Source organism: Sphingopyxis sp. EU05-FHT14B03 (assembly GCF_058790875.1).
Genome location: NZ_JBYTDC010000001.1, coordinates 609959 through 628832 on the forward strand (window position 1 = coordinate 609959; position 18874 = coordinate 628832).

14 protein-coding genes are annotated in these 18874 nt (G+C 64.3%); 8 read left to right on the forward strand and 6 right to left on the reverse strand.

The window, feature by feature from the left end; translation table 11 throughout:
• The first annotated feature begins 186 nt into the window (after window positions 1–186).
• The 3 genes from AC3WS4_RS03105 to AC3WS4_RS03115 are packed head-to-tail and all read left to right on the forward strand — an operon-like array spanning window position 187 to window position 3644.
• Window positions 187–1383, forward strand: a complete 1197-nt coding sequence (locus tag AC3WS4_RS03105) for a cytochrome P450 (protein ID WP_492739839.1) — start codon at window positions 187–189, stop codon at window positions 1381–1383.
• 57 nt (window positions 1384–1440) lie between these two features.
• The gene (locus tag AC3WS4_RS03110) at window positions 1441–2631 is read left to right on the forward strand and encodes an acyl-CoA dehydrogenase family protein (RefSeq protein ID WP_492739836.1); all 1191 of its coding nucleotides are present in this window, start codon (window positions 1441–1443) and stop codon (window positions 2629–2631) included.
• Window positions 2628–3644, forward strand: a complete 1017-nt coding sequence (locus AC3WS4_RS03115; protein ID WP_492739834.1) for an acyl-CoA dehydrogenase family protein — start codon at window positions 2628–2630, stop codon at window positions 3642–3644. Before AC3WS4_RS03110 ends, AC3WS4_RS03115 begins: the two co-directional genes overlap by 4 nt.
• A gap of 43 nt (window positions 3645–3687) precedes the next feature.
• Here AC3WS4_RS03115 and AC3WS4_RS03120 read toward each other — a convergent pair whose 3' ends face one another.
• Window positions 3688–5112, reverse strand: coding sequence for an aldehyde dehydrogenase family protein (locus AC3WS4_RS03120; protein WP_492739833.1), 1425 nt, complete (start codon window positions 5110–5112; stop codon window positions 3688–3690).
• 111 nt (window positions 5113–5223) lie between these two features.
• On the opposite strand from AC3WS4_RS03120, the gene AC3WS4_RS03125 reads away from it, so the two are divergent.
• The 4 genes from AC3WS4_RS03125 to AC3WS4_RS03140 all read left to right on the forward strand — a co-directional run bounded on the left by AC3WS4_RS03125 (window position 5224) and on the right by AC3WS4_RS03140 (window position 10547).
• Window positions 5224–7344, forward strand: a complete 2121-nt coding sequence (locus AC3WS4_RS03125; protein WP_492739832.1) for a molybdopterin-containing oxidoreductase family protein — start codon at window positions 5224–5226, stop codon at window positions 7342–7344.
• Between the two features lie 81 nt (window positions 7345–7425).
• Entirely contained in the window at window positions 7426–8034 is a 609-nt protein-coding gene (locus tag AC3WS4_RS03130; protein WP_492739831.1) for a TetR/AcrR family transcriptional regulator, read from the forward strand.
• Window positions 8035–8149: 115 nt separating this feature from the next.
• Complete coding sequence (locus AC3WS4_RS03135) at window positions 8150–8926, forward strand: hypothetical protein (protein WP_492739830.1); 777 nt, start codon at window positions 8150–8152, stop codon at window positions 8924–8926.
• Between the two features lie 19 nt (window positions 8927–8945).
• Window positions 8946–10547: an AMP-binding protein gene (locus tag AC3WS4_RS03140; RefSeq protein WP_492739829.1), complete on the forward strand. Its 1602-nt coding sequence runs from the start codon at window positions 8946–8948 to the stop codon at window positions 10545–10547.
• Here the strand turns inward: AC3WS4_RS03140 and AC3WS4_RS03145 are convergent.
• Window positions 10519–12126 (reverse strand): AMP-binding protein, encoded by a 1608-nt coding sequence (locus AC3WS4_RS03145; protein WP_492739828.1) that lies wholly within the window; start codon window positions 12124–12126, stop codon window positions 10519–10521. The two genes, AC3WS4_RS03140 and AC3WS4_RS03145, sit on opposite strands and share 29 nt — an antisense overlap.
• Window positions 12127–12285: 159 nt before the next feature.
• Here AC3WS4_RS03145 and AC3WS4_RS03150 point away from each other — a divergent pair, with 159 nt between their 5' ends.
• The gene (locus tag AC3WS4_RS03150; RefSeq protein ID WP_492739827.1) at window positions 12286–13491 is read left to right on the forward strand and encodes an aromatic ring-hydroxylating oxygenase subunit alpha; all 1206 of its coding nucleotides are present in this window, start codon (window positions 12286–12288) and stop codon (window positions 13489–13491) included.
• Window positions 13492–13494: 3 nt separating this feature from the next.
• Here AC3WS4_RS03150 and AC3WS4_RS03155 read toward each other — a convergent pair whose 3' ends face one another.
• The 4 genes from AC3WS4_RS03155 to AC3WS4_RS03170 all read right to left on the reverse strand — a co-directional run bounded on the left by AC3WS4_RS03155 (window position 13495) and on the right by AC3WS4_RS03170 (window position 18822).
• Complete coding sequence (locus AC3WS4_RS03155) at window positions 13495–14670, reverse strand: CaiB/BaiF CoA transferase family protein (RefSeq protein WP_492739826.1); 1176 nt, start codon at window positions 14668–14670, stop codon at window positions 13495–13497.
• Entirely contained in the window at window positions 14660–15400 is a 741-nt protein-coding gene (locus AC3WS4_RS03160) for a cysteine hydrolase family protein (protein WP_492739825.1), read from the reverse strand. Before AC3WS4_RS03160 ends, AC3WS4_RS03155 begins: the two co-directional genes overlap by 11 nt.
• A 61-nt stretch (window positions 15401–15461) precedes the next feature.
• Complete coding sequence (locus AC3WS4_RS03165; RefSeq protein ID WP_492739824.1) at window positions 15462–17852, reverse strand: TonB-dependent receptor; 2391 nt, start codon at window positions 17850–17852, stop codon at window positions 15462–15464.
• A gap of 346 nt (window positions 17853–18198) precedes the next feature.
• A complete protein-coding gene (locus tag AC3WS4_RS03170; protein ID WP_492739822.1) occupies window positions 18199–18822 on the reverse strand; it encodes a TetR/AcrR family transcriptional regulator in 624 nt (207 codons plus the stop codon).
• Window positions 18823–18874: the final 52 nt, after the last annotated feature.

The window sequence follows — 18874 nt, forward strand, 5'->3', positions numbered from 1 at the left end:
TCTTTTTGCCGACTGTCCAGATTCTTCAAAATGTAAAGTCGACCGATATGGGCCAGAATCGCCATAAAGCGCCATTTCCTGTGCAATCGATGCGCAAAACAATTAATCGATTGGTTGACACGGCTTGCCATTTGATCGAAATTGCCTCGCACAAGGCCCAAAGCGGCACAGCGAGAGGATCGATCGATGGCGGACGTCAAAGACTATGCGGTAGAAGAGTTCAGCCAGCACGATCGCACGTTGATGCAGCGCCCCTATGATTTCTATGACAAGGTGCGCGAGACCGGATGCCCGGTCGCACGGTCGGAGCAGCTCGGCGGTTTCTGGTATACGACCAACTATGCCGCGACGCGCCGCGTCTACGACGATTTCCGTACCTTCAGCTCGGCCGACGGCACCGCGCTGCCGAAGCAGCCGCTGGCGCTCTATCCGATCGACCTCGATCCACCGCAGCAGACGCGGATGCGCAAATTGCTCAACCCGATCTTCCTGCCTGACGCGATCCAGAAATATCGCCCGCGCTTCGAGGCGATCATCACCGAGCTGCTCGACGCGATCGCGCCGGCCGGCGAGGCCGAATTGCAGGAACAGCTCGTCCGCCCGACGCTGGCCACGGTGATCATGCCCTTCCTTGGCGTGCCGCGCGATGATTGGGACAGCCTGTCGTTCAAGATCGATTTCCTGACCCGGATGCGCGTCGAGGATCCCGAAACCTGTGGCCAATATGGCCTCGAACTCAGCCAGTATCTGTACGAATTCGCCGCACGGCGGCGCCTGTCGCCGCCCGAGGACGATCTGATGCAGACGCTGATCGACGCCAGGATCAGCGATGAAGCGCTGACCGACGAGGAAATCGTCGGTATCGCGACGCTGGTGCTGTTCGGCGGGCTCGATACGACGAGTGCGGTCGCGGGCATGTCGCTGTGGTATCTGATCGAACATCCCGAAGAGCGTGCGCGCCTGCTGAACAACGAGATCGACTTCCCGACCGCGTTGCAGGAATTCGTGCGCTACGCCTCGCCGATCCAGGGCCTGCGGCGCACCGTCACCCGCGACACCGAGCTCGAGGGCTGCCCGCTCAAGGCCGGCGATTATGTGATGGCGATGAATGGCGCGGCGAACCACGATCCGGGGCATTTCACCGATCCGAACGAAGTCCGCTTCGACCGCGCGGTTCGCACCGAGCATGACCATCTGGGCTTCGGCGGCGGCGCGCATATCTGCATCGGCCAGCATTTCGCCAAGGTGCTGCTCGAAATGATGATCCGCTCGATCTTCGATCGCCTGCCCGACCTGCAGATCCGGTCGGATTTCCAGCCAGACTTCGCGGTGGGGGAATCGCGGGTGCTCAAGACCTTGCCGGTCACCTTCCGCGCATCCTGACCATGTTCTAGGGTGGGTCCGCGACCCGCGCTCCCACCCTGTCGACAGGATCATCATGTGCTGAAGCTGACCCCCGAAGAATCCGCCTTTCAGGGCGACGTCCGCGCCTTTTTCGCGCGCGATTATCCTGAGCATGTCATCGCGAAGAACAAGGCGGGGCAGCGGCTGACGAAAGAAGACCATGTCGATGCGCAGCGCGCGCTCAACGCACGCGGCTGGCTCGGCGTCGGCTGGCCGCGTGCGGTCGGAGGCACCGGTTGGACGCCGATCGAGCGCTACATTTTCGACCAGGAACTCGAATTCGCTCAAGCCGCGGGCATCATCCCGATGGCGGTCATCTATATCGGTCCGATCATCGCCGCGTTCGGATCGGAGGCGCAGAAGGCCGAATGGCTGCCCGCGATCCTCGAATCGCGCTGTTTCTGGGCGCAGGGCTATTCGGAACCCGAGGCGGGTTCCGACCTCGCCTCGCTGCGCTTCTCGGCGGTGCGCGACGGCGACGATTATATATTGAACGGGACGAAGATCTGGACCTCAGGCGCGCTATGGGCCGACTGGATCTTCTGCCTCGCGCACACCAGCCGCGAGGAGCGCAAGCAGCAGGGCATTTCGCTGATCTGCGCCTCGCTCGACCTGCCGGGCATCCGGGTCCACCCGATCCGCCTGATCGACGGGTCGGACGAACTCGCCCGTATCGAATTCGACAATGTCCGCGTGTCCGTCACCAACCGTATCGGCGACGAGGGACAGGCCTGGCATTATGCCAATGTCCTGCTCAAGACGGAGCGCCTGTCCTACGCGCATATCGGGTCGAAGAAGCGCGACCTTGCCAAACTGCTGGACGAGGCGGCGCGGCTGCCCGCGCGCGACGGTGGCCCGATGGACCGCGACCCGGCCTTTCGCCTCGCCCATGCCCGCGTCGAGGCGCGGCTCGCGGCGATCGAGGCGTCGATCCTGCGCGCGCTGCGCGGCGAGGTGTCGATGGCGACCGCGGCGGCGCTCAAGATCGCCTGCACCGAATGCGCGCAGGCGATCACCGAACTCGCCATCGACCTCGCAGGGCGGCACCGCCTGCCGATGCTCGACCGGGGCGGCCCCGACTGGGCCGATGCGGCACCGGCCACCACCCCCTTCGGTCCGGTGGCGGTGCAATCCTATCTCTTCGAGCGTGCGCAGACGATCTATGGCGGATCGACCGAAGTGCAGAAGAATATCATCTGGCGTTCGCTGGCGGGGATGGCGCGATGAGCGGGACGCTGTCCGACGCCGAACAGGCGATGCTTCGCGACGCCGTGCGCGCCTTTCTGGCGAAGGAGGGCGCGCCGCGATGGCCCGATTTCGCCGACCGCCTCCGCATCGGCGCGGCGCTGCTCGATGCGCAGCAAGGCTCCATCATCGCCGAGGAAATCGGACGTGCGCGGGCGCATTTGCCCTTCGCCGAGGTGGCGACGGCAGCGTGGCTGCTGGATCATTGCGGCGCCACTGCCCTGCCCGCCGACAAGGTGGCGACACTCGCTTGGGCCGAGCCGGGCCTCCGCTATGATTTCGCAGGCATCGAAACGCGCGCGCGGCGCGACGGCGACGGCTGGCGTCTCAACGGAACCAAGGCGGTGGTCGGCTGGGCCCCTGAGGCCGATACCATGCTTGTCGCCGCGCGCACCGGCGACGAGGGAGTGTCGCTGTTCCAAGTCGATTCCGCCAGGACCGAAGGCCTCCGGCTGTCGCCCTATCGGACGATCGACGGCCACCCCGCCGCCGACCTGATCTTCGAGAACCACAGCCTTGCGGCTGACGCGCTGATCGGTCCCGAAGGCGCGGCCATCGACCTGCTCGAAGAGGCCCGCGACCGCGCGCTCGCGCTGCTCGCGGCCGAGGCGGTCGGGCTGCTCGACAGCCTGCTCGAACAGACGATCGCCTACACCGGTCAACGCCGCCAGTTCGGCCAGCCGATCGCGGGTTTCCAGGCGCTCCAGCACCGCATGGTCGACATGTATCTCGAATGCGAGCTCGCGCGCTCGTCGGCGTGGCTCGCGATGGAGGCGCTCGACAAAAGCGCGGCAGCCCGCGCCCGCGCCGTGTCGAGTGCGATGGTCAATGTCGCGCGCGCCTGCCGCTTTGTCGGGCAACAGGCGATCCAGCTGCACGGCGGCATGGGCATGACCGACGAGCTGGCGATCGGCCATTATGTGAAGCGCGCGATGGCGATCGAAGTCCTATGGGCAGACGCCGACTGGCACCTCGCCCGGATCGTCGGGCTTTAGGGTCGGCGGGCGCTTGATCGAGCAGCGGGCCCGCCGATCGCCGTCAGGCCGGTTTCTTCGGCACGAAGATCACCTTGGGAAAGGTGAATTCGCGCAGGCCCTCGGCGCCGTTCTCGACCCCGAAGCCCGACTGCTTCGCGCCAGCGAAAGGAATATGCGGTCCGTTCTGGAAATTGTCGTTGATCCAGACGGTCCCCGTCTCCATCCGGTCGGCGACCGCGACCGCCGCATCGATGTCCTTCGACCACACCGCCCCCGCCAGCCCATAGTCGCAATTATTCGCCCGTGCGACGACATCGTCGATGTCGGAGAAGCGCAGCAGCGGCAGGATCGGGCCGAAAGCCTCCTCGGTCACCACCGCCGCATTTTCGGGCGGGTTGTCGACGAGGGTGATCGGGATGAAATAGCCGTCGCTCTCGGGCACATCGGCCCCCTGGAGCAAGGTCAGCCCCTCGGCGCGCGCATCGTCAATCAGGCCGCGGACGCGGTCATATTGCGCGCGGTTCTGGACCGGGCCGTACTGCACTCCCTGCTGCGCCCCGTCGCCGACAACGGCCTCTTTCGCGAGACGATGAAAGGCACCCAGCATCTCGTCATAGATATCGTCGTGAATATACAGGCGCTTGGTCGCGATGCAGACTTGCGCGCTGTTGTAGAAGGAGCCGAAGAACAGCTTCGGCGCGACCTCCGCCACATCGACGTCGGGCAGGACGATCGCCGCGTCATTGCCGCCGAGTTCGAGCGTGATGCGCCTGAGGTCGCGCGACGCCGCCTCCATCACGCGCTTGCCCGTCGCGGTCGAGCCAGTGAAGCTGATCTTCGCAAAGCCCGAATGCGCGGTCATCAACGGACCGAGCGCATCGTCGCCCGAAATGACGTTATAGACCCCGGCCGGCAGGATATCGCGCCACAGTTCGGCGAGCTTCAGCGAACAGAGCGGGGTGTAGGGCGACGGCTTCAGGACCATCGTGTTGCCCGCCAGCAACGCAGGGGCGATCTTCCACATCGCGAGCAGGAAGGGGAAGTTCCACGGCACGATCGCGGCGACGACGCCCAGCGGTTCGTGCTTGACGATCACCTGGCGCGTGTCGCTGTCCTCGACGATTTCGTTGGGCAGGTCTTGCCGCGCGACCGACTTCAGCCACCAGGCGCCCATCTGCACCTCGCCCTTGGCGAGTGCGGTCGGGCGACCCTGTTCGGCGACGAAGAGCGCGGTGAACTGGTCGAGTTGCGGCTCGATCACCTTCGCCGCCTTGACCAGCAGGTCGCGGCGCCCTTCCCAGCCGAGCGCCTTCCACGCCGGCAGCGCGCGCGTCGCCGCGGCGACCGCCATGTCGAGTTCGGCCTGCCCCGCGCAGGGCGCCGATGCGAAGACCTTTCCGGTCGCGGGGTTGATCACGTCGACGCGTGTCGCGGTATCGACCGCCGCGCCGTCGATGGTCAGCATATAGTCATTCGTAAAGTCCATTTTCACCCTCGCCCAATGATGCAGAAACTGTCTCTTGCGGGCGGGTTTGCACCAATTTTAACGATAATCAAATGATAATAGATAATGAGGGAAATTTGTGAGGAGCAGGCGATGATCGACAGCCAGACCACGCAGCTCGCGCCCGGCGAGGATGGGGTGCATTTCACCTTCTGCCGGCTGTGCGAGGCGCATTGCGGACTCGCCGCGAAGGTCGAGGCCGGGCGGATCACCGATGTCCAGCCCGACAAGGACAATCCGCATTCTTTGGGCCATGTCTGCCTGAAAGGCATCACCTTTCACAACGTCACTTACGACCCCGATCGCATCCTGACCCCGATGAAGCGCGTCGGCGGTCCGGGCGAATTCGCGCCCGTCGGCTGGGACGAGGCGCTGGACGATATCGCCGCACGTCTCACCCATGTGATCGACACCCACGGCCCCGACGCGGTCGCGTCGTACAAGGGCAACCCGATCGCCTTCGGCATCGACGTGTCGTTCAGCCTGAAGGCGTTCCTCAGGGCGCTGGGCATCACCAAATATTATGGCGCGGGGTCACAGGACACCAATGCGCGGCTGACCGCCTGTTACCTCGCTTTCGGGTCGGCGGTGACTTACGAGATTCCCGACCTGCCGCATAACGACATGCTGCTGATGTTCGGCGCCAACCCGTTGGTCTCGAACGGGTCGATGCTCTGGTCGCCGCGCGTGCGCCACGATCTCGACGCGATCGCCGCGCGCGGCCGCGTCGTCGTGGTCGACCCGCGCCGCACCGAAACCGCGCGCCGCTATCAGCATGTCGCGGTCCGCGCGAACGGCGACATCTGGCTGCTGCTCGGACTGCTCGGCGTGCTGATCGACGAAGGACTCTACGACGCGGACTATGTCGCGGCGCATACCGAGGGGTTCGCCGACCTCGCCAGCGCGGTCGCCGCGCATGGCCTGGCCGACTGCGCCGAGCGCGCGGGCGTCGATGCCGACACGATCGCCGAAATCGCGCGCAGCTTTGCCGCGACGCCGCGGGCGGTCGCTTATGGCCGGCTCGGGGTGTGCCGCGGGCCCCACGCGACGCTCGAGAATTTCCTGCTGATCGCGCTCAACCTGCTCGGCGGCAAGCTGGGCCGCCAAGGCGGCGCGATCTTCAGCCGCACGATCCTCGGCGGATCGCAGAATGTGCTGACCGGCGGCTATGGCGATACGCGCAGCCGGGTCGGTGACTTCCCCAGCGTCGCGCAATTCCTCGCCTCGGCGATGCTGCCCGCCGACATATTGGAACCCGGAGCGGGCCAGGTGAGCGCAATGATCCTGACCGGCGGCAATATGGTGATGTCGGCGCCCGGCGGGCAGGCCCTGGTCGATGCACTGCAGCAACTCGACCTGATCGTCGCGCTCGACATCTACCAGACCGAGAGCAACCGCTACGCCGATTATATCCTGCCGGTGCCGACCTTTTTCGAACGCGACGATTATCCGATGGCGGGACTCGGATCGATGATCCGGCCGTTCGTGCAGGTGACCGACGCCGTGATCCCGCCGGTCGGCGAGGCACGATCCGAATGGGAGATTTTCAATGCGCTGCTGGCCCGGATGGGCAAGCCGACCCATGGCCGCCCGATGGACGATCTCGACAAGGCTTTCCGCCTCGGCCCCGCGGGCGACGATATGGGCGCGTGCGACGGCTGGAGTTTCAACAAGCTGCGCGCGGCTCCGCACGGCGTGATGGTCGACCTGCCCGATCCCTATGACCCCTGGCCGCGCATCGCCTGGCCCGACGGCCGGGCCAGGCTGTGGCACGCGATGATCGCCGACGAATTCGTGCGCCTGGCACCGACGCCGTCCGACACGCTGCGCCTGATCACCCACCGCGACATCCGCTCGCTCAACAGCTGGCTGCATAATGTCCCGCGCCTCGTGCGCAGCCAGCACCCCGACCTGCTGATGCACCCCGAAGATGCGGAGCGGTTCGGCCTGTCCGATGGCGAGACGGTCGAGCTGTCGACCGGGTCCGCCACCGTCGCGGTCTGCGTCGCGATCACCGAGGATATGCGCCCCGGCACCGTCAGCTATCCGCATGGATGGGGCCATCATGGCGGCTGGCAGCACGCCAATGCGCAGGGCGGCAGCAACATCAACTGGCTGCTTCCGGTGGGCGAGGCAGCGGTCGAGGCGATTTCGGGAACGACGATCATGGACGGACTGGAAGTATTGATCCGGAAACGGCCTGTAGCGGCGTGACGAATTTGCGACTTGTTCGCGATGCCAGCCTTGCTACGACGGTCGGATGCAGCATTCCCCGGTCGGGGCAGGAGATCAGGCATGGACAGCGGCCCGGCATCAGCCCGGACGGACGATAATTCGACGCAGGAGCGCATCCTGCGCGCTGCCTATGATTGTTTCGAGCAATATGGGATCGGCAAGACGACGATCGAGAATATCGCGAGCCGCGCCAAAGTGTCGCGTCCAACCGTCTATAAATATTATCCGAGCAAGGATGCGATCCTCGACGAGATTTCGGTGCGCGAAACCTGGCGAGTCAACAGCGAGGTACGGCGGCGGCTGGTGCGATCGGACGACTTCGCTGATTTCCTGTCCGATACGCTGCTGCTCGTCATCCGGCTGGCGAACGAGAACATCTATATTCGCCGCATGGTCGAAAGCATCGAATTTCAGGAATCGGTGATTTCGCCGAGCAGCCTGATGCAGCAATTGCAGCGCACCTGGTGGGCGAACATGTTCGAACAGGCGCGGGCGCGCGGCGAGATTGCGACCGACCTGAAAATCGACGAGTGCATCTATTGGCTCGCGCGCGCGCAGGCGATGCTGATGCTGCAGGTCGCCTCGCCGCAGATCGAAGATGCCGAGAAACGCCGCTTCATCAGGCGTTTCATCGTCCAGCCTTTGCTCGCGGGCAGCGAAATCCGATAAACCTCCATCGCTGGGTTGACGGCCCTTCCCCAAGCTGACACAGATATTTAATCAATCGATTAAGTAGCCGCAGCGATATCGACGCGCGGCGCAGCGTGGGAGGCCCGCTCGAGCGATGACCGACGATACGGCGCGCCGCATGGCCGCCAATCCCGCTTATGGTGACGGCTATTTTGTCCGGACGACGCGTTTTCGCCGGCTCGGTCCCGATCGGGTCGAGGCGGTGCTGGAAGACCCGTTCCATGCGCTGGCGCTGCTGATCCACCACGACGACCAGAGGCTGACCGCCGTCGAGGGGCGCTGGGAGCGCCACCCGCTATCCAGTTGCGCGGAGGCAGGCGGCGAGATGACCGGCCTCGCGGGCCTGCCCTTGGTCGATGACCTGCGGACCCGATGGTTGCAGACCGAGCCGGCCCTGCAATGCACGCATATGTTCGACACGCTACGCCTCGCGGCGGTGCATATCGCGAAGGGGCGAGCCGACCGCCGCCATGACGTCATCCTGCCCGATTCCGACGCCGATTATCAGCCGGTTCGGCTGTTGCAGGATGGCGCGCTCGTGCTCGAAATCGTGATCAACGGTGATTTTCACATCACGGCCCCGTCCGCTTACTCCGGTGCCCCGCTGCTCAATGGGTTCGCGCGCTGGGCCGCCGAGCGGCTGTCGGCAGAAGATTTCGAGCGCCTGTTCCTGATCCAGCGCGGCGCCTTCGTCGGGCGCGGCCAGCGCATGGACATCACCCGCTATTATGGCCGCGACGGCGCGCTGTCGGGTCCGCTGCCCGCCACCTGCTTCGGATCGCAGCCCGAACGCTATGCGGCCTCGCTCCGCCTCGCCAACGCCCGCCCCGGCCTGCGCCGCGAGGATGCCGCCCTTTTTCCCTTCGCCTGACCACAGCAGGAAGACCCCGATGTCCGACATGCCCTTCCCCACCCCCGACCAGGCCGTCACTCGCCATCTGCTCGAGCGCCAGGCGCGCGAGCATCCGGACGATCTCTACATGCGTTTTCAGGACGGCAGCGAATGGAGTTTTGCCGAGGCGCTCGATCAGGCGCACCGTGCCGCGGGGGCGCTCAAGCGGCTCGGCGTCGAGCAGGGCGACCATGTCTTCAACTGGCTGCCCAACGGCAAGGCCGCGGTACGCGCCTGGCTCGGCACGCATATGCTGGGCGGCGTTTTTGTGCCCGCCAATCTCGCCTATCGCGGCAGCCTACTCCGCCATGTGTTGTGGCTTGCCGACGCGAAGGTCGGGCTGGTCCACCGCGACCTGATGCCGCGCCTCGCCGAGGTTGAGCGCGGTATGCTAGAAAAGCTGATCGTCATCGGGGGCGCCACCGAGCCGGTGGACGGTCTCGAACTCCATGACGAGGCGATGCTGGTAGAGCCAGGCAGCGCGGGCGACCTCGCGCGGCCGATCGCACCATGGGACGATATGGCGATCATCTTCACCTCGGGCACCACCGGCCCGTCGAAGGCGGTGATGTGCTCCTATGCGCATATGTGGACCTTCTACCACGCCGCGATGCCGGCGATGATCGGCCGCGACTATCGCCATCTCGCGCATCTGCCGATCTTCCATTCGGGTGGCTTCGGCTGCCTCTATGGCCAGTTGTCGAACGCGGGATCGGTGGTGCTCGTCGAATCGTTCAAGACCGATCAGTTCTGGCAGATCGTCCGCGATCATGGCGCGAACACGACCACCCTGCTCGGCGCAATGATCCCCTTCCTGCTCAGCACCCCGCCCTCGGACGACGATCGCAACCACAGCCTGAAATCGGTGAGCGCGGTTCCCTACACCGCCGACGTCAAGGCCTTTACCGCGCGTTTCGGGGTCGGCGCCTTCGCCGCCTACAGCATGACCGAGCTCGCCAATCCGGTGCAGAGCCCGCTCAATCCCGACAAGATCGGGGTCGCCGGGCGGCTGCGCCCCGGGCAGCACATTCGGCTGGTCGACGAACATGATATCGAGGTGCCCGAGGGCGCGGTCGGCGAGGCGATCCTGCGCTGCGACCAGCCCTGGACGATGTTCAGCGGATACTACAAGAATCCCGAGGCGACCGCCGAAGCCTGGCGCAACGGCTGGCTGCACACCGGCGACCTGCTGCGCCGCGACGCCGATGGCGACTATTTCTTCGTCGACCGCCGCAAGGACGCGATCCGTCGCCGCGGCGAGAATATCTCGGCCTATGAGGTCGAACAGGAAATCCGCGCCTTCGGCGGAGTCAAGGAGGCCGCGGTGATCGGGGTCGCGAGCGACAAGACCGAGGATGAGGTGATGGCGTGCATTATGCCGTCGGACGGCGCCGCGATCGACCTGATGGCGCTGACCGACTTCCTCGCCACCCGCCTGCCCCATTATATGGTGCCGCGCTATTTCCGGCTGATGCCCGACCTGCCGCGCACGCCCACGCAAAAGATCCAGAAATATGCGCTGCGCGATGACGGAGTCACCGCCGACACCTGGGATCGCGAGGCGGCGGGGATCAGGTTGCGGCGGGAACGGATCGGCTGAGCCGGTCCCAGGTCGCGTCGTTAACGGGCCGCTCGCGCAGCCCGGCCTTGCGGATCTTGCCCGTCGGGGTGCGCGGCAGGTCCGCGACGAACTCGACGAAGCGCGGGACCATGTAGCGCGGCAGCCGCTCGGCGAGATAATCGACGAGATCGCTTTCGGTGAGCGGCGCGGAATCGCCCAGCTGCACCACGATCTTGATCTCGTCCTCGCTGGCGCGCGCATTGCCGGGCAGCGTGGGGACGTCGGCGGCCTTCACGCCGATCGCCGCGGCTTCGGCGACCGCCGGATGCGCACGCACCTCGCCCTCGAGCTCGAGCGACGAGACATTGTTGCCGCGCACACGGAGGTAATCATTGGCACGGTCGAGGAAATAGAAATAGCCGTCGCCGTCACGGCGCAGGATGTCGCCCGTCTTATACCAGCCGTGGCGCGACGCTTTGGCATTCGCCTCGGGCTTGTTCAGATAGCCCTGGGTAATCAGGAAGGGCACCTTACCCCGGATCAGCAATTCGCCCGCCTGTCCGTCGGGCAGGTCGCGGCCTTCGGCATCGACGATCCGCACCTCGTACAGCGGCGACAGCTTGCCGCAGGTCTGCGCATTGGGCAGGTTCGACGCATTCAGCGGAAACCCGATTTCGGTCATGCCCCATCCGGTGCAAACCCTGACCCCGAAACGCGCCTCAAAATCGCGATAGTCGGGCAGCACCGGGTTCATCAGCACCCATAACAGCGGATTGTCGGCGTCGTCGGGCCGCCGCTCGGCATTCATCAGGAAGCCCGCGATGCCCATCAGCTGGGTGTGGGTGCAACCATGCGCGCGCACATCGGCCCAATAATGGCTGACCGAAAAACGGCTGCGGAAGATCATATGCCCGCCACGCACCGCCGCGAAAACGAAGCCGACGCGCCCCGACGAATGGAAGGTCGGCCAAGGCGAATAATAGACGGGGATCTGATCGGGATCGATCACCTCGCCGCTGAAATTATGCTGGACCTGCTGGATCGAACCCCACGCCTGAAGCACGCCTTTCGACGGTCCGGTGGTGCCCGAGGTGTAGATGACGGCATTGGTGTCGGCGAGTTGCGGCTCGGCATGATCGATACGCGGTGCACCCGCCTCGACCGAGGCCAGCGTCGCGACCGGGATATCGCTGGCGCATAGCGCTTCGTCGATGGTGATAATGCGTTCGAGCGTATCGAGGCGATCGCGGACCGCATTGACCTGATCGACACAGGCATTGCTGGTGATCAGCACCCGCGCGCGGCAATCGTTCAGCGCATAGGCGAGCAGATTGCCCTTATATTCGGGGTTGATCGGCACCTCGAGCGCACCGCGCCAGCTGAGTCCGATCCACGCGCAATAGGCGGCAAGACACGGATCGAGCATCGTCACGACGCATTCCCCGCGCGCGACCCCGATCGAGGCCATCGCGTCCGCGACGCGCAGCGCCGCCTCGTGAAACGCGCCGCCGGACATCGTGCCGCCCGCGACGTCGGTGATGAACGGCGCGGACGGATCGCGCGCCGCGCGCTCGCGGATCAGCACCGGGACCGAAGGCATATTCAGGCTGTCGACCATAACTCTCCCCGCGCTTCGCTTTGCCGGCATGCCGGTGCGTAAAGTCACATTTTTCACAAAGCCCTTTTTATATAGGTTTTTACTATTTACAATGCTATATATATGTAAAGTCAATCACGCCGGCCCGCTGGGACCGCGACGTCCCCCACGGAGAGTCGAATGTATCTGAGCCCCGAACATAATCGCCAAGTCGCGGAAAAGCTGTTCCGCCACATCCGCGACAACAGCACCGACATGATCGAGGAAACCTACGAATATCCGCTGTCGGTCTATTCGGACCCCGACATCGCGGTCGCCGAGCGCGAAAAGATCTTCGAACATTATCCGATGATGGCGCTTCACGGCAGCCAGCTTCCCGAATCGGGCAGCTATGTGACGGTGAAACTGAACCGCAGCGAGGCGCTGGTCACGCGCGGCAAGGACGGCCAGGTCCGCGCCTTCCTCAACATGTGCCGCCACCGCGGCGCGACTTTGGTGACCGAGGCCGAGGGCAAGCAGGGGCGCTTTTCCTGTCCCTATCATGGTTGGACCTATACCAATGAGGGCGAGCTGATCGGCCTGACCTTCAAACAGACGCTGGGGCTCAGCCTGCCGTGCCGCGAACGCAATCTGATTGCCCTGCCCTGCGAGGAACGCCACGGCTTCATCTGGATCGTCGAAAATCCTGAAGGGTCGATCGACGTAGCCGCGCATCTCGGCCCGGTGATGGACGGGGTGCTCGCGGGTTATGGTCTCGACCGCCAATATTTCTACCGCGAAGCCTTTTTCGAGTTCGACCAGAATTGGAAGATCATGGTCGACGGGCTGACCGACGGCTATCATGTCCAATGGGTCCATGGGCCAACGATCCGGCCCTATTTCTATATGAACATGATGGCGCGCGTCGAAGGCACCGGCGACCATGCGGTGACGACGACGCCGCGGCGCAAGATCGACGAGATATTGGACAGCGAGCCGGGCGAACACGACCTCGATCCCTATGTCGTCTATGGCAATATGGTCTTTCCCAATGTCAGCATCCAGCTGCACCCGCATCACGCCGAATTCTGGACGATGTATCAGGACGTCCACAACCCCGGCCGCTCGCGCGTCCATCTGCGCTTCCTGACTCCTAGGGCGCCCGGCGACTATGACGAGCGCGGCCAGACGATCCTCGCCAAGAATTGGGACATCGCCGAAGCCGCGATCCTGAACGAGGATGTGCCGATCGGCGACAGCATCCAGCGGTCGGCGAACATGCCGAACACCGGCACGATGCTGCTCGCGCACAACGAAGTGATCAACCAGCAGTTTCACCGCAGCTATGACCGGGTGATGGCGGGCCCAAGCGTGGTTCCGATGCAGGCGCGCGCAGCGCGCGGCTGAGACTCAGCGCGCGCCGAGGCCGAATTCGGCGCGGATCGCGACGTCGTCCTCGCCAACTTCGGGCGCCAGCGGCATGCCGAAATGCTGTCCCGCGACATGGATCGCGGTCGAGGTCAAAGTCAGCTTGCGCCCGTCGGGCAGCGACGCCTGATAGGTGTTGTCGCGCGCACTGAAATGCGGGTCGGCGATGACATCGGCAAAGCTGTTCACCGGCATCGCCGCCACATTGTCGCGCTCGAAATCGGCGAGCCAGTCGGCGCGCGGGCGCGAGGCGAAGATCGGGATCAATGCGGCATTGACCTCCGCGTCCTCGGTCCCCGTCTGCGGCTCGCGCGTGTAGATGGCTTCGAGGTCGGGACGGCCGACGAGCTTAAGCAGCGCCTGCCAGCTCTTCGGCGTGAAGGTCATCAGGAAGACCAGCTTGCCGTCGGCGCAACGGTAATTTTCCATCCGCGCCCAGAAACGCATTTTGCCGCTGGCATCAAGGAATCCCGGCCGCGCAAAGGTCGTGTCGGGATTGAGCAAAGGATCGAGCGCCTCGGGCAGCCAGTGCGCCGAACAATCGGCCGCCGCGACCTCGATCGCCGCCCCCTCGCCCGTCCGCCGCGCGCGATGTACCGCCGACACGACGGCGAAGGCCGCCTCCAGCCCATAGGCGTACATGCCGATCGACGGCGCCTGCGCCCCGTCGTAGCGCGAGATGCTGTCGCTCACCGGCGTGCCGAGCCCGCCATAGGCGTCGAACGACGGCCCGTGCGAGGCGAGCTTGGCATAAGGGCCCGTCTCGCCGAGCCCCGACAGCGAGCAGAAGATGATTGCAGGGTTCACCCCCTTCAGCACCTCATAACCGAGCCCCAGTCGCGCCATCACGCCGGCGCGCATGCCCTCAATCACGACATCGGCCTTGGCCGCCAGCGTCAGGAACTCCGCGCGTCCCGCCTCGCTCGCGAGGTCGATGATCACGCTTTCCTTGCCGCGATTCCAGCGCAGATGCATGTAGGAAAAGCCCGTTTCGTCGCCCACCGACCAGGGACCGGCGCGGCGCAGCGGGTCGCCGCCGTCGGGATCCTCGACCTTGATCACCCGAGCCCCCATGTCGGCAAGCCGGCCGCCGAGCGCATCGGGGCCGAAATGCGATACCTCGAGCACCAGCAGGTCGGTCAGGAAATCATAGGGCATGGGATTGCTTCTCCATCGCCGCGACGGCATCGGCGGCAGTCACGATTTCGGCCAGATAATTGCCGATCAGCCGTTCGGCATCCTCCTGGTCGCCCGCCGACAGCGTGCCGGTGCAATCGGCGACCAGATATTGCCGGTATCCAAGGTCGAACCCCGCGGCAACGCTGAGCAGCACGCAGGCGGTCGTCACCACCCCGGCGTAGAGGATCGTGTCGATGCCTTCGCGCCGGAGAAGAAAGTCAAGCTCGGTCCCGCCGAACGCGCCCGACCCCGATTTGACGATCGACAGGTCGCCGGGCTCGTCGCCGACCTCGGCGATCGGCGCAGCGCCGGGCGATCCGTCCAAAGCCCCGGCCGCTTTCACATAGGGGCGCAGCGCCGGGACGACATCGGCATAGTCCGGATGCCGGCTGGCAAGCCGCGCATGGACCACGCGCACGCCCGCACGGCGCGCGGCGGGCAGCAACAAGGCAAGATTGGGCGCGATGGTGTCGGCGAAGCGCGCGAGCAGATGGTTGGCGCGATCATCATGCCCCGCCGCGCGCATTGCGGCAATCGAGGGGCCATCCGGATCGACCTGCCAGTTGATCAGGTCGACGAGGACGAGCGCGGTTCGCGCCGGGTCAAAGCCGTTCCACGGATCGCCGGGCGTAAAGGCATCCGCATTATACCAATGGGCGGAAAGGCCGGACGGCAGCATGCCACCTATGGTGCCGGCTGATTGGTCCACCTTGTCCTCCTGCAAAAAACGCGGCCGCCGGCAATCCCCGTGCCGGCGGCCGTGCTTCCTTTTAGCGCTGCGACCCGAACTTCGTGCCGATCGTGACACCGGCGGTAGTCCCGCGCGAAAGCACCGAATAATAGCCGAAGGAGGTCGTCGACACGTTACGGAACACATCGTTCTGGTTGAACAGATCCTTACCCCACACCGAGACGTAGAACGCATCGTCGGGCGCATGGAAGGTGGCCGACAGATTGAGCGTCTCGGTCGCCTTCTGAATCGGAGCACGTCCGATGCCAGCCGGATAAGCTCCCGCTCCCGTGCCGCCCGCAGGATAGGCGCCATAGGTCGCGTGATCGAACGAGTCGACGTAGCTGAACAGGCCGCTCAGTTCGAACTTCCCGCCGTTGGCCAGGGGGATATTATAGTTGGCCTGGACGCTGACGGTGACGTCGGGCGTTGCCGGCAGGTCGAAACCCGAGCAATCCGCATTGGGAGGAACCGCGAGGCCCGATGCCCGGCGCCGATAGATGGCGCAGTTCTTGAAGCTGTCATATTCCGATTTGAAGAAGGTCGCGAAGCCCGTCGACAGCGAGAAGCGGTCGTTGGGGCGGTAGGCGGCTTCGATTTCGAGGCCCGAGATCGTCGCCTTCGCCGCATTGATCGACTGCTGGGTATTGGTCACCGGATCGACGATCGGAACCTGCAGATTGTCGTACTTGTAATAATAGGCGGCGGCGTTGAAGGTCACTTTGCGGTCGAACAGGCTCGTCTTGAGCCCGACCTCGAACGCGTCGATCGTCTCGGGCTGGGTCGGGATGACGTTGGGGATCGACGAGATATTGTAGACGCCGCTCTTGAAGCCGCGGTTGTAGCTCAGATAGCCCATGACATCGTCGCTGAACTTATAGTCGAAAACCGCACGATAGGTCAGCTCGGAGAAGGGCGCGCTAAGGCCCTTGCACGCCGGGTTGGCCGCGCAGATCGCGGCCGAATTGCTGTGGATCGCAATGACGCCGCCGGTGCCGTTGGGCACATAGGTGGTGCCCGCATTGTCCTTGTCGAGGACATGCTTTTCGTCGGTGTAGCGCAGGCCGACCGTCAGCTTGGCGGCGTCGCTGAACGCATAGGATGCTTCGCCGAAGAGACCGAGCGACTTGATGCTCACGAAGGCGCTCTGATCGATATAGGCCAGGCCCGAGGCCGGGCCGGCGCCGGCCGCCGAGCGGTCGAGCAGCGCCTGCGGAACCGTGTGCGGCTGGAGCGTGCTGGGAACGGGCAGTCCGACATATTGGTCGAGCCCCGCATAGCCGTCGCGGTAGTTGAGATAGAAGCCGCCGAGAATCCACTGGAACGGCCCATCGTTCATCGAGGTGATGTCGATTTCCTGCTGATAGCTCCGGCCCTTTAGCGCGGTATCGAACCAGAAGACGTTCGCGGGCGAGCCGTCGAGGTCATATTCGACCCCCGAGGTGCTGTGGCTATAGGCCGTGATCGACTTGATGTTGACCGGCCCGACATCGGCGTCGAGGGTCAGCGAGCCGCCATAGCCCTGGAAGCGGACTTCGGGATCGATCTGACCGTAATAGGAGCGTTCGGGCCGCGAAATATCGATCCCCGATGCCACCTGGCCGGTCGTGGTGGTTTCCCCCAGGATCGGCTGCAACGCCACCACGGCGTTGGTTTCGCCCTTCGAATAATAGCCCGACAGCGTCGCGGTGAAATCGGGCGTGGCTTCCCAGAGCACCGACCCGCGAAAGCCGAAGCTCTGATCACCGCCGACATATTTTCCGGCGCCGTTCAGCGCCTGGGTGCGGTTGCGGATATAGGGACGCTCGTTGCGGTAAAAGCCGCTGACACTTAACGCGAGCGTGTCCGAAAGGCCGCCCGTCACGAAACCGCGAGCGCCTTCTTCATCGGTGCCATAGGTGCCTTCGAGCATTCCGCCGAATTCGGTGTCGGGCTTTTTCGTGGTGACCAGGATCGCGCCAGACGTCGCGTTGCGGCCGAACAAGGTTCCTTGCGGGCCGCGCAGGACCTGCACCGACTGCACATCGGGGAAACCCTGAAGCAGGATACCGGTCTTATCGGTCTGATAGACGCCATCGACATAAACAGCGGTCGTGGCTTCGTTGCCGGGGGTGATGTTCCGCCCACCGACGCCGCGAATATAGGGCTGCGCCGCGCTCGATCCTTCGGTGATCAGAAGCGACGGCGTGACCGCGGCCAGTTCCAGAACATCCGAAACGCCGCTTTGCTGGAGCTGATCGGGCGTAAAGGCCGAAACAGCGATCGGCACGTCCTGCAAACGTTCGTCGCGCTTCTGCGCGGTCACAACGATTTCATTGACGCCCGAACTGTCGTCGGCCGCGTCCCCGGCATCCTGCGCCATCGCCGCCGTCGAGACGGTCGAAACCGCAATCGCCAGCGTGCATGTGGCGAGCTTGTAAGAAAAGCGCATAGCATCCTCCCATTGGCGACGCCCGCCCTTCGTTGAAGGCGGCGCCGCGCAGTCCATCACTGTGGGACGCGCGCTGCTCGAAACGATCAGGGCAGATCGGTTCGGCCGGTGCTGTTGCCGTGCATCACTCCCGATGCTTACAGACAACAGATTCGATAAAATGTCAACAATGTCACCGAGCAACGAGCACGCTGCGCGATGCACAATCTATGATATGTAGTTTAATTCGCGGAAATCCTTGAGAATCTTCCCGCCAACAAGGCTTTCACGTCCGGATTTCCATCGTGTTCAAATGCGATGCCGATCCTCGGCGAGTCGCGAATCGGGCCTGCGCCGCCCCGAATTGTCAGCTTGACGTGGGGGACCGATTGGCAAGCAAGGGTTCGACGACGAAGCGACGCACCATATGCCGCAGCTTGTCCTCGTCGCCGCCGAACTGGTCGAGCACCCGCAGCAGCATGACCTGATTGCGCGACAGCCAGTTCACAACATCGGCTGGGTCAAGGTCAGCTGCAAGTTCTCCGCTCGCCTGCGCGCGGTGCATCACCGATTCCCAGCGATGCCGCGCCTGCTCCTGATAAGGGCTGGTGGGGAGTTGGCTCTGCGCCGACACTTCCAGATCCTCGACGAAACGGCGTATATAGGGATTGCCGCTCGCCACCTGGACCGACGCGACAATCGCCTCGGTCGTCGTGTCGGCGAAATTCCGCTGGCGCTGGATGCGAGCGCGGACGAGGTCCTGAATCTTGTCGAGTTCGGCAAAGCCGATGTAATCGACGATCTCCATCTTGCCGCCAAAAAATTTATAGACCGTCGGGCGCGAGACGCCGGAGGCTCGCGCGATATCCTCGACCGTCGTCTTCTCGATCCCATAACGTTCGAAACAGCGACGCGCGCCCTCGACGATCTTCGCGCCGGTCTTGCCGATATCGGGCATGGCCTGTTCCTCGCGATTTTTCGAAACGTCCAATGGCTCCGTCCTTCCCCTGCCCGGCTTTCAAATGGGTCTTTGACCGGTAGAC

Excerpts from the sequence above, each read along its gene's own strand:
- AC3WS4_RS03105 (WP_492739839.1), top strand. The coding sequence starts at position 187 with ATGGCGGACGTCAAAGACTATGCGGTAGAAGAGTTCAGCCAGCACGAT.
- AC3WS4_RS03120 (WP_492739833.1), bottom strand. The coding sequence starts at position 5,112 with ATGGACTTTACGAATGACTATATGCTGACCATCGACGGCGCGGCGGTC.
- AC3WS4_RS03165 (WP_492739824.1), bottom strand. The coding sequence starts at position 17,852 with ATGCGCTTTTCTTACAAGCTCGCCACATGCACGCTGGCGATTGCGGTT.
- AC3WS4_RS03130 (WP_492739831.1), top strand. The coding sequence starts at position 7,426 with ATGGACAGCGGCCCGGCATCAGCCCGGACGGACGATAATTCGACGCAG.
- AC3WS4_RS03140 (WP_492739829.1), top strand. The coding sequence starts at position 8,946 with ATGTCCGACATGCCCTTCCCCACCCCCGACCAGGCCGTCACTCGCCAT.
- AC3WS4_RS03150 (WP_492739827.1), top strand. The coding sequence starts at position 12,286 with ATGTATCTGAGCCCCGAACATAATCGCCAAGTCGCGGAAAAGCTGTTC.
- AC3WS4_RS03135 (WP_492739830.1), top strand. The coding sequence starts at position 8,150 with ATGACCGACGATACGGCGCGCCGCATGGCCGCCAATCCCGCTTATGGT.
- AC3WS4_RS03125 (WP_492739832.1), top strand. The coding sequence starts at position 5,224 with ATGATCGACAGCCAGACCACGCAGCTCGCGCCCGGCGAGGATGGGGTG.
- AC3WS4_RS03155 (WP_492739826.1), bottom strand. The coding sequence starts at position 14,670 with ATGCCCTATGATTTCCTGACCGACCTGCTGGTGCTCGAGGTATCGCAT.
- AC3WS4_RS03115 (WP_492739834.1), top strand. The coding sequence starts at position 2,628 with ATGAGCGGGACGCTGTCCGACGCCGAACAGGCGATGCTTCGCGACGCC.
- AC3WS4_RS03145 (WP_492739828.1), bottom strand. The coding sequence starts at position 12,126 with ATGGTCGACAGCCTGAATATGCCTTCGGTCCCGGTGCTGATCCGCGAG.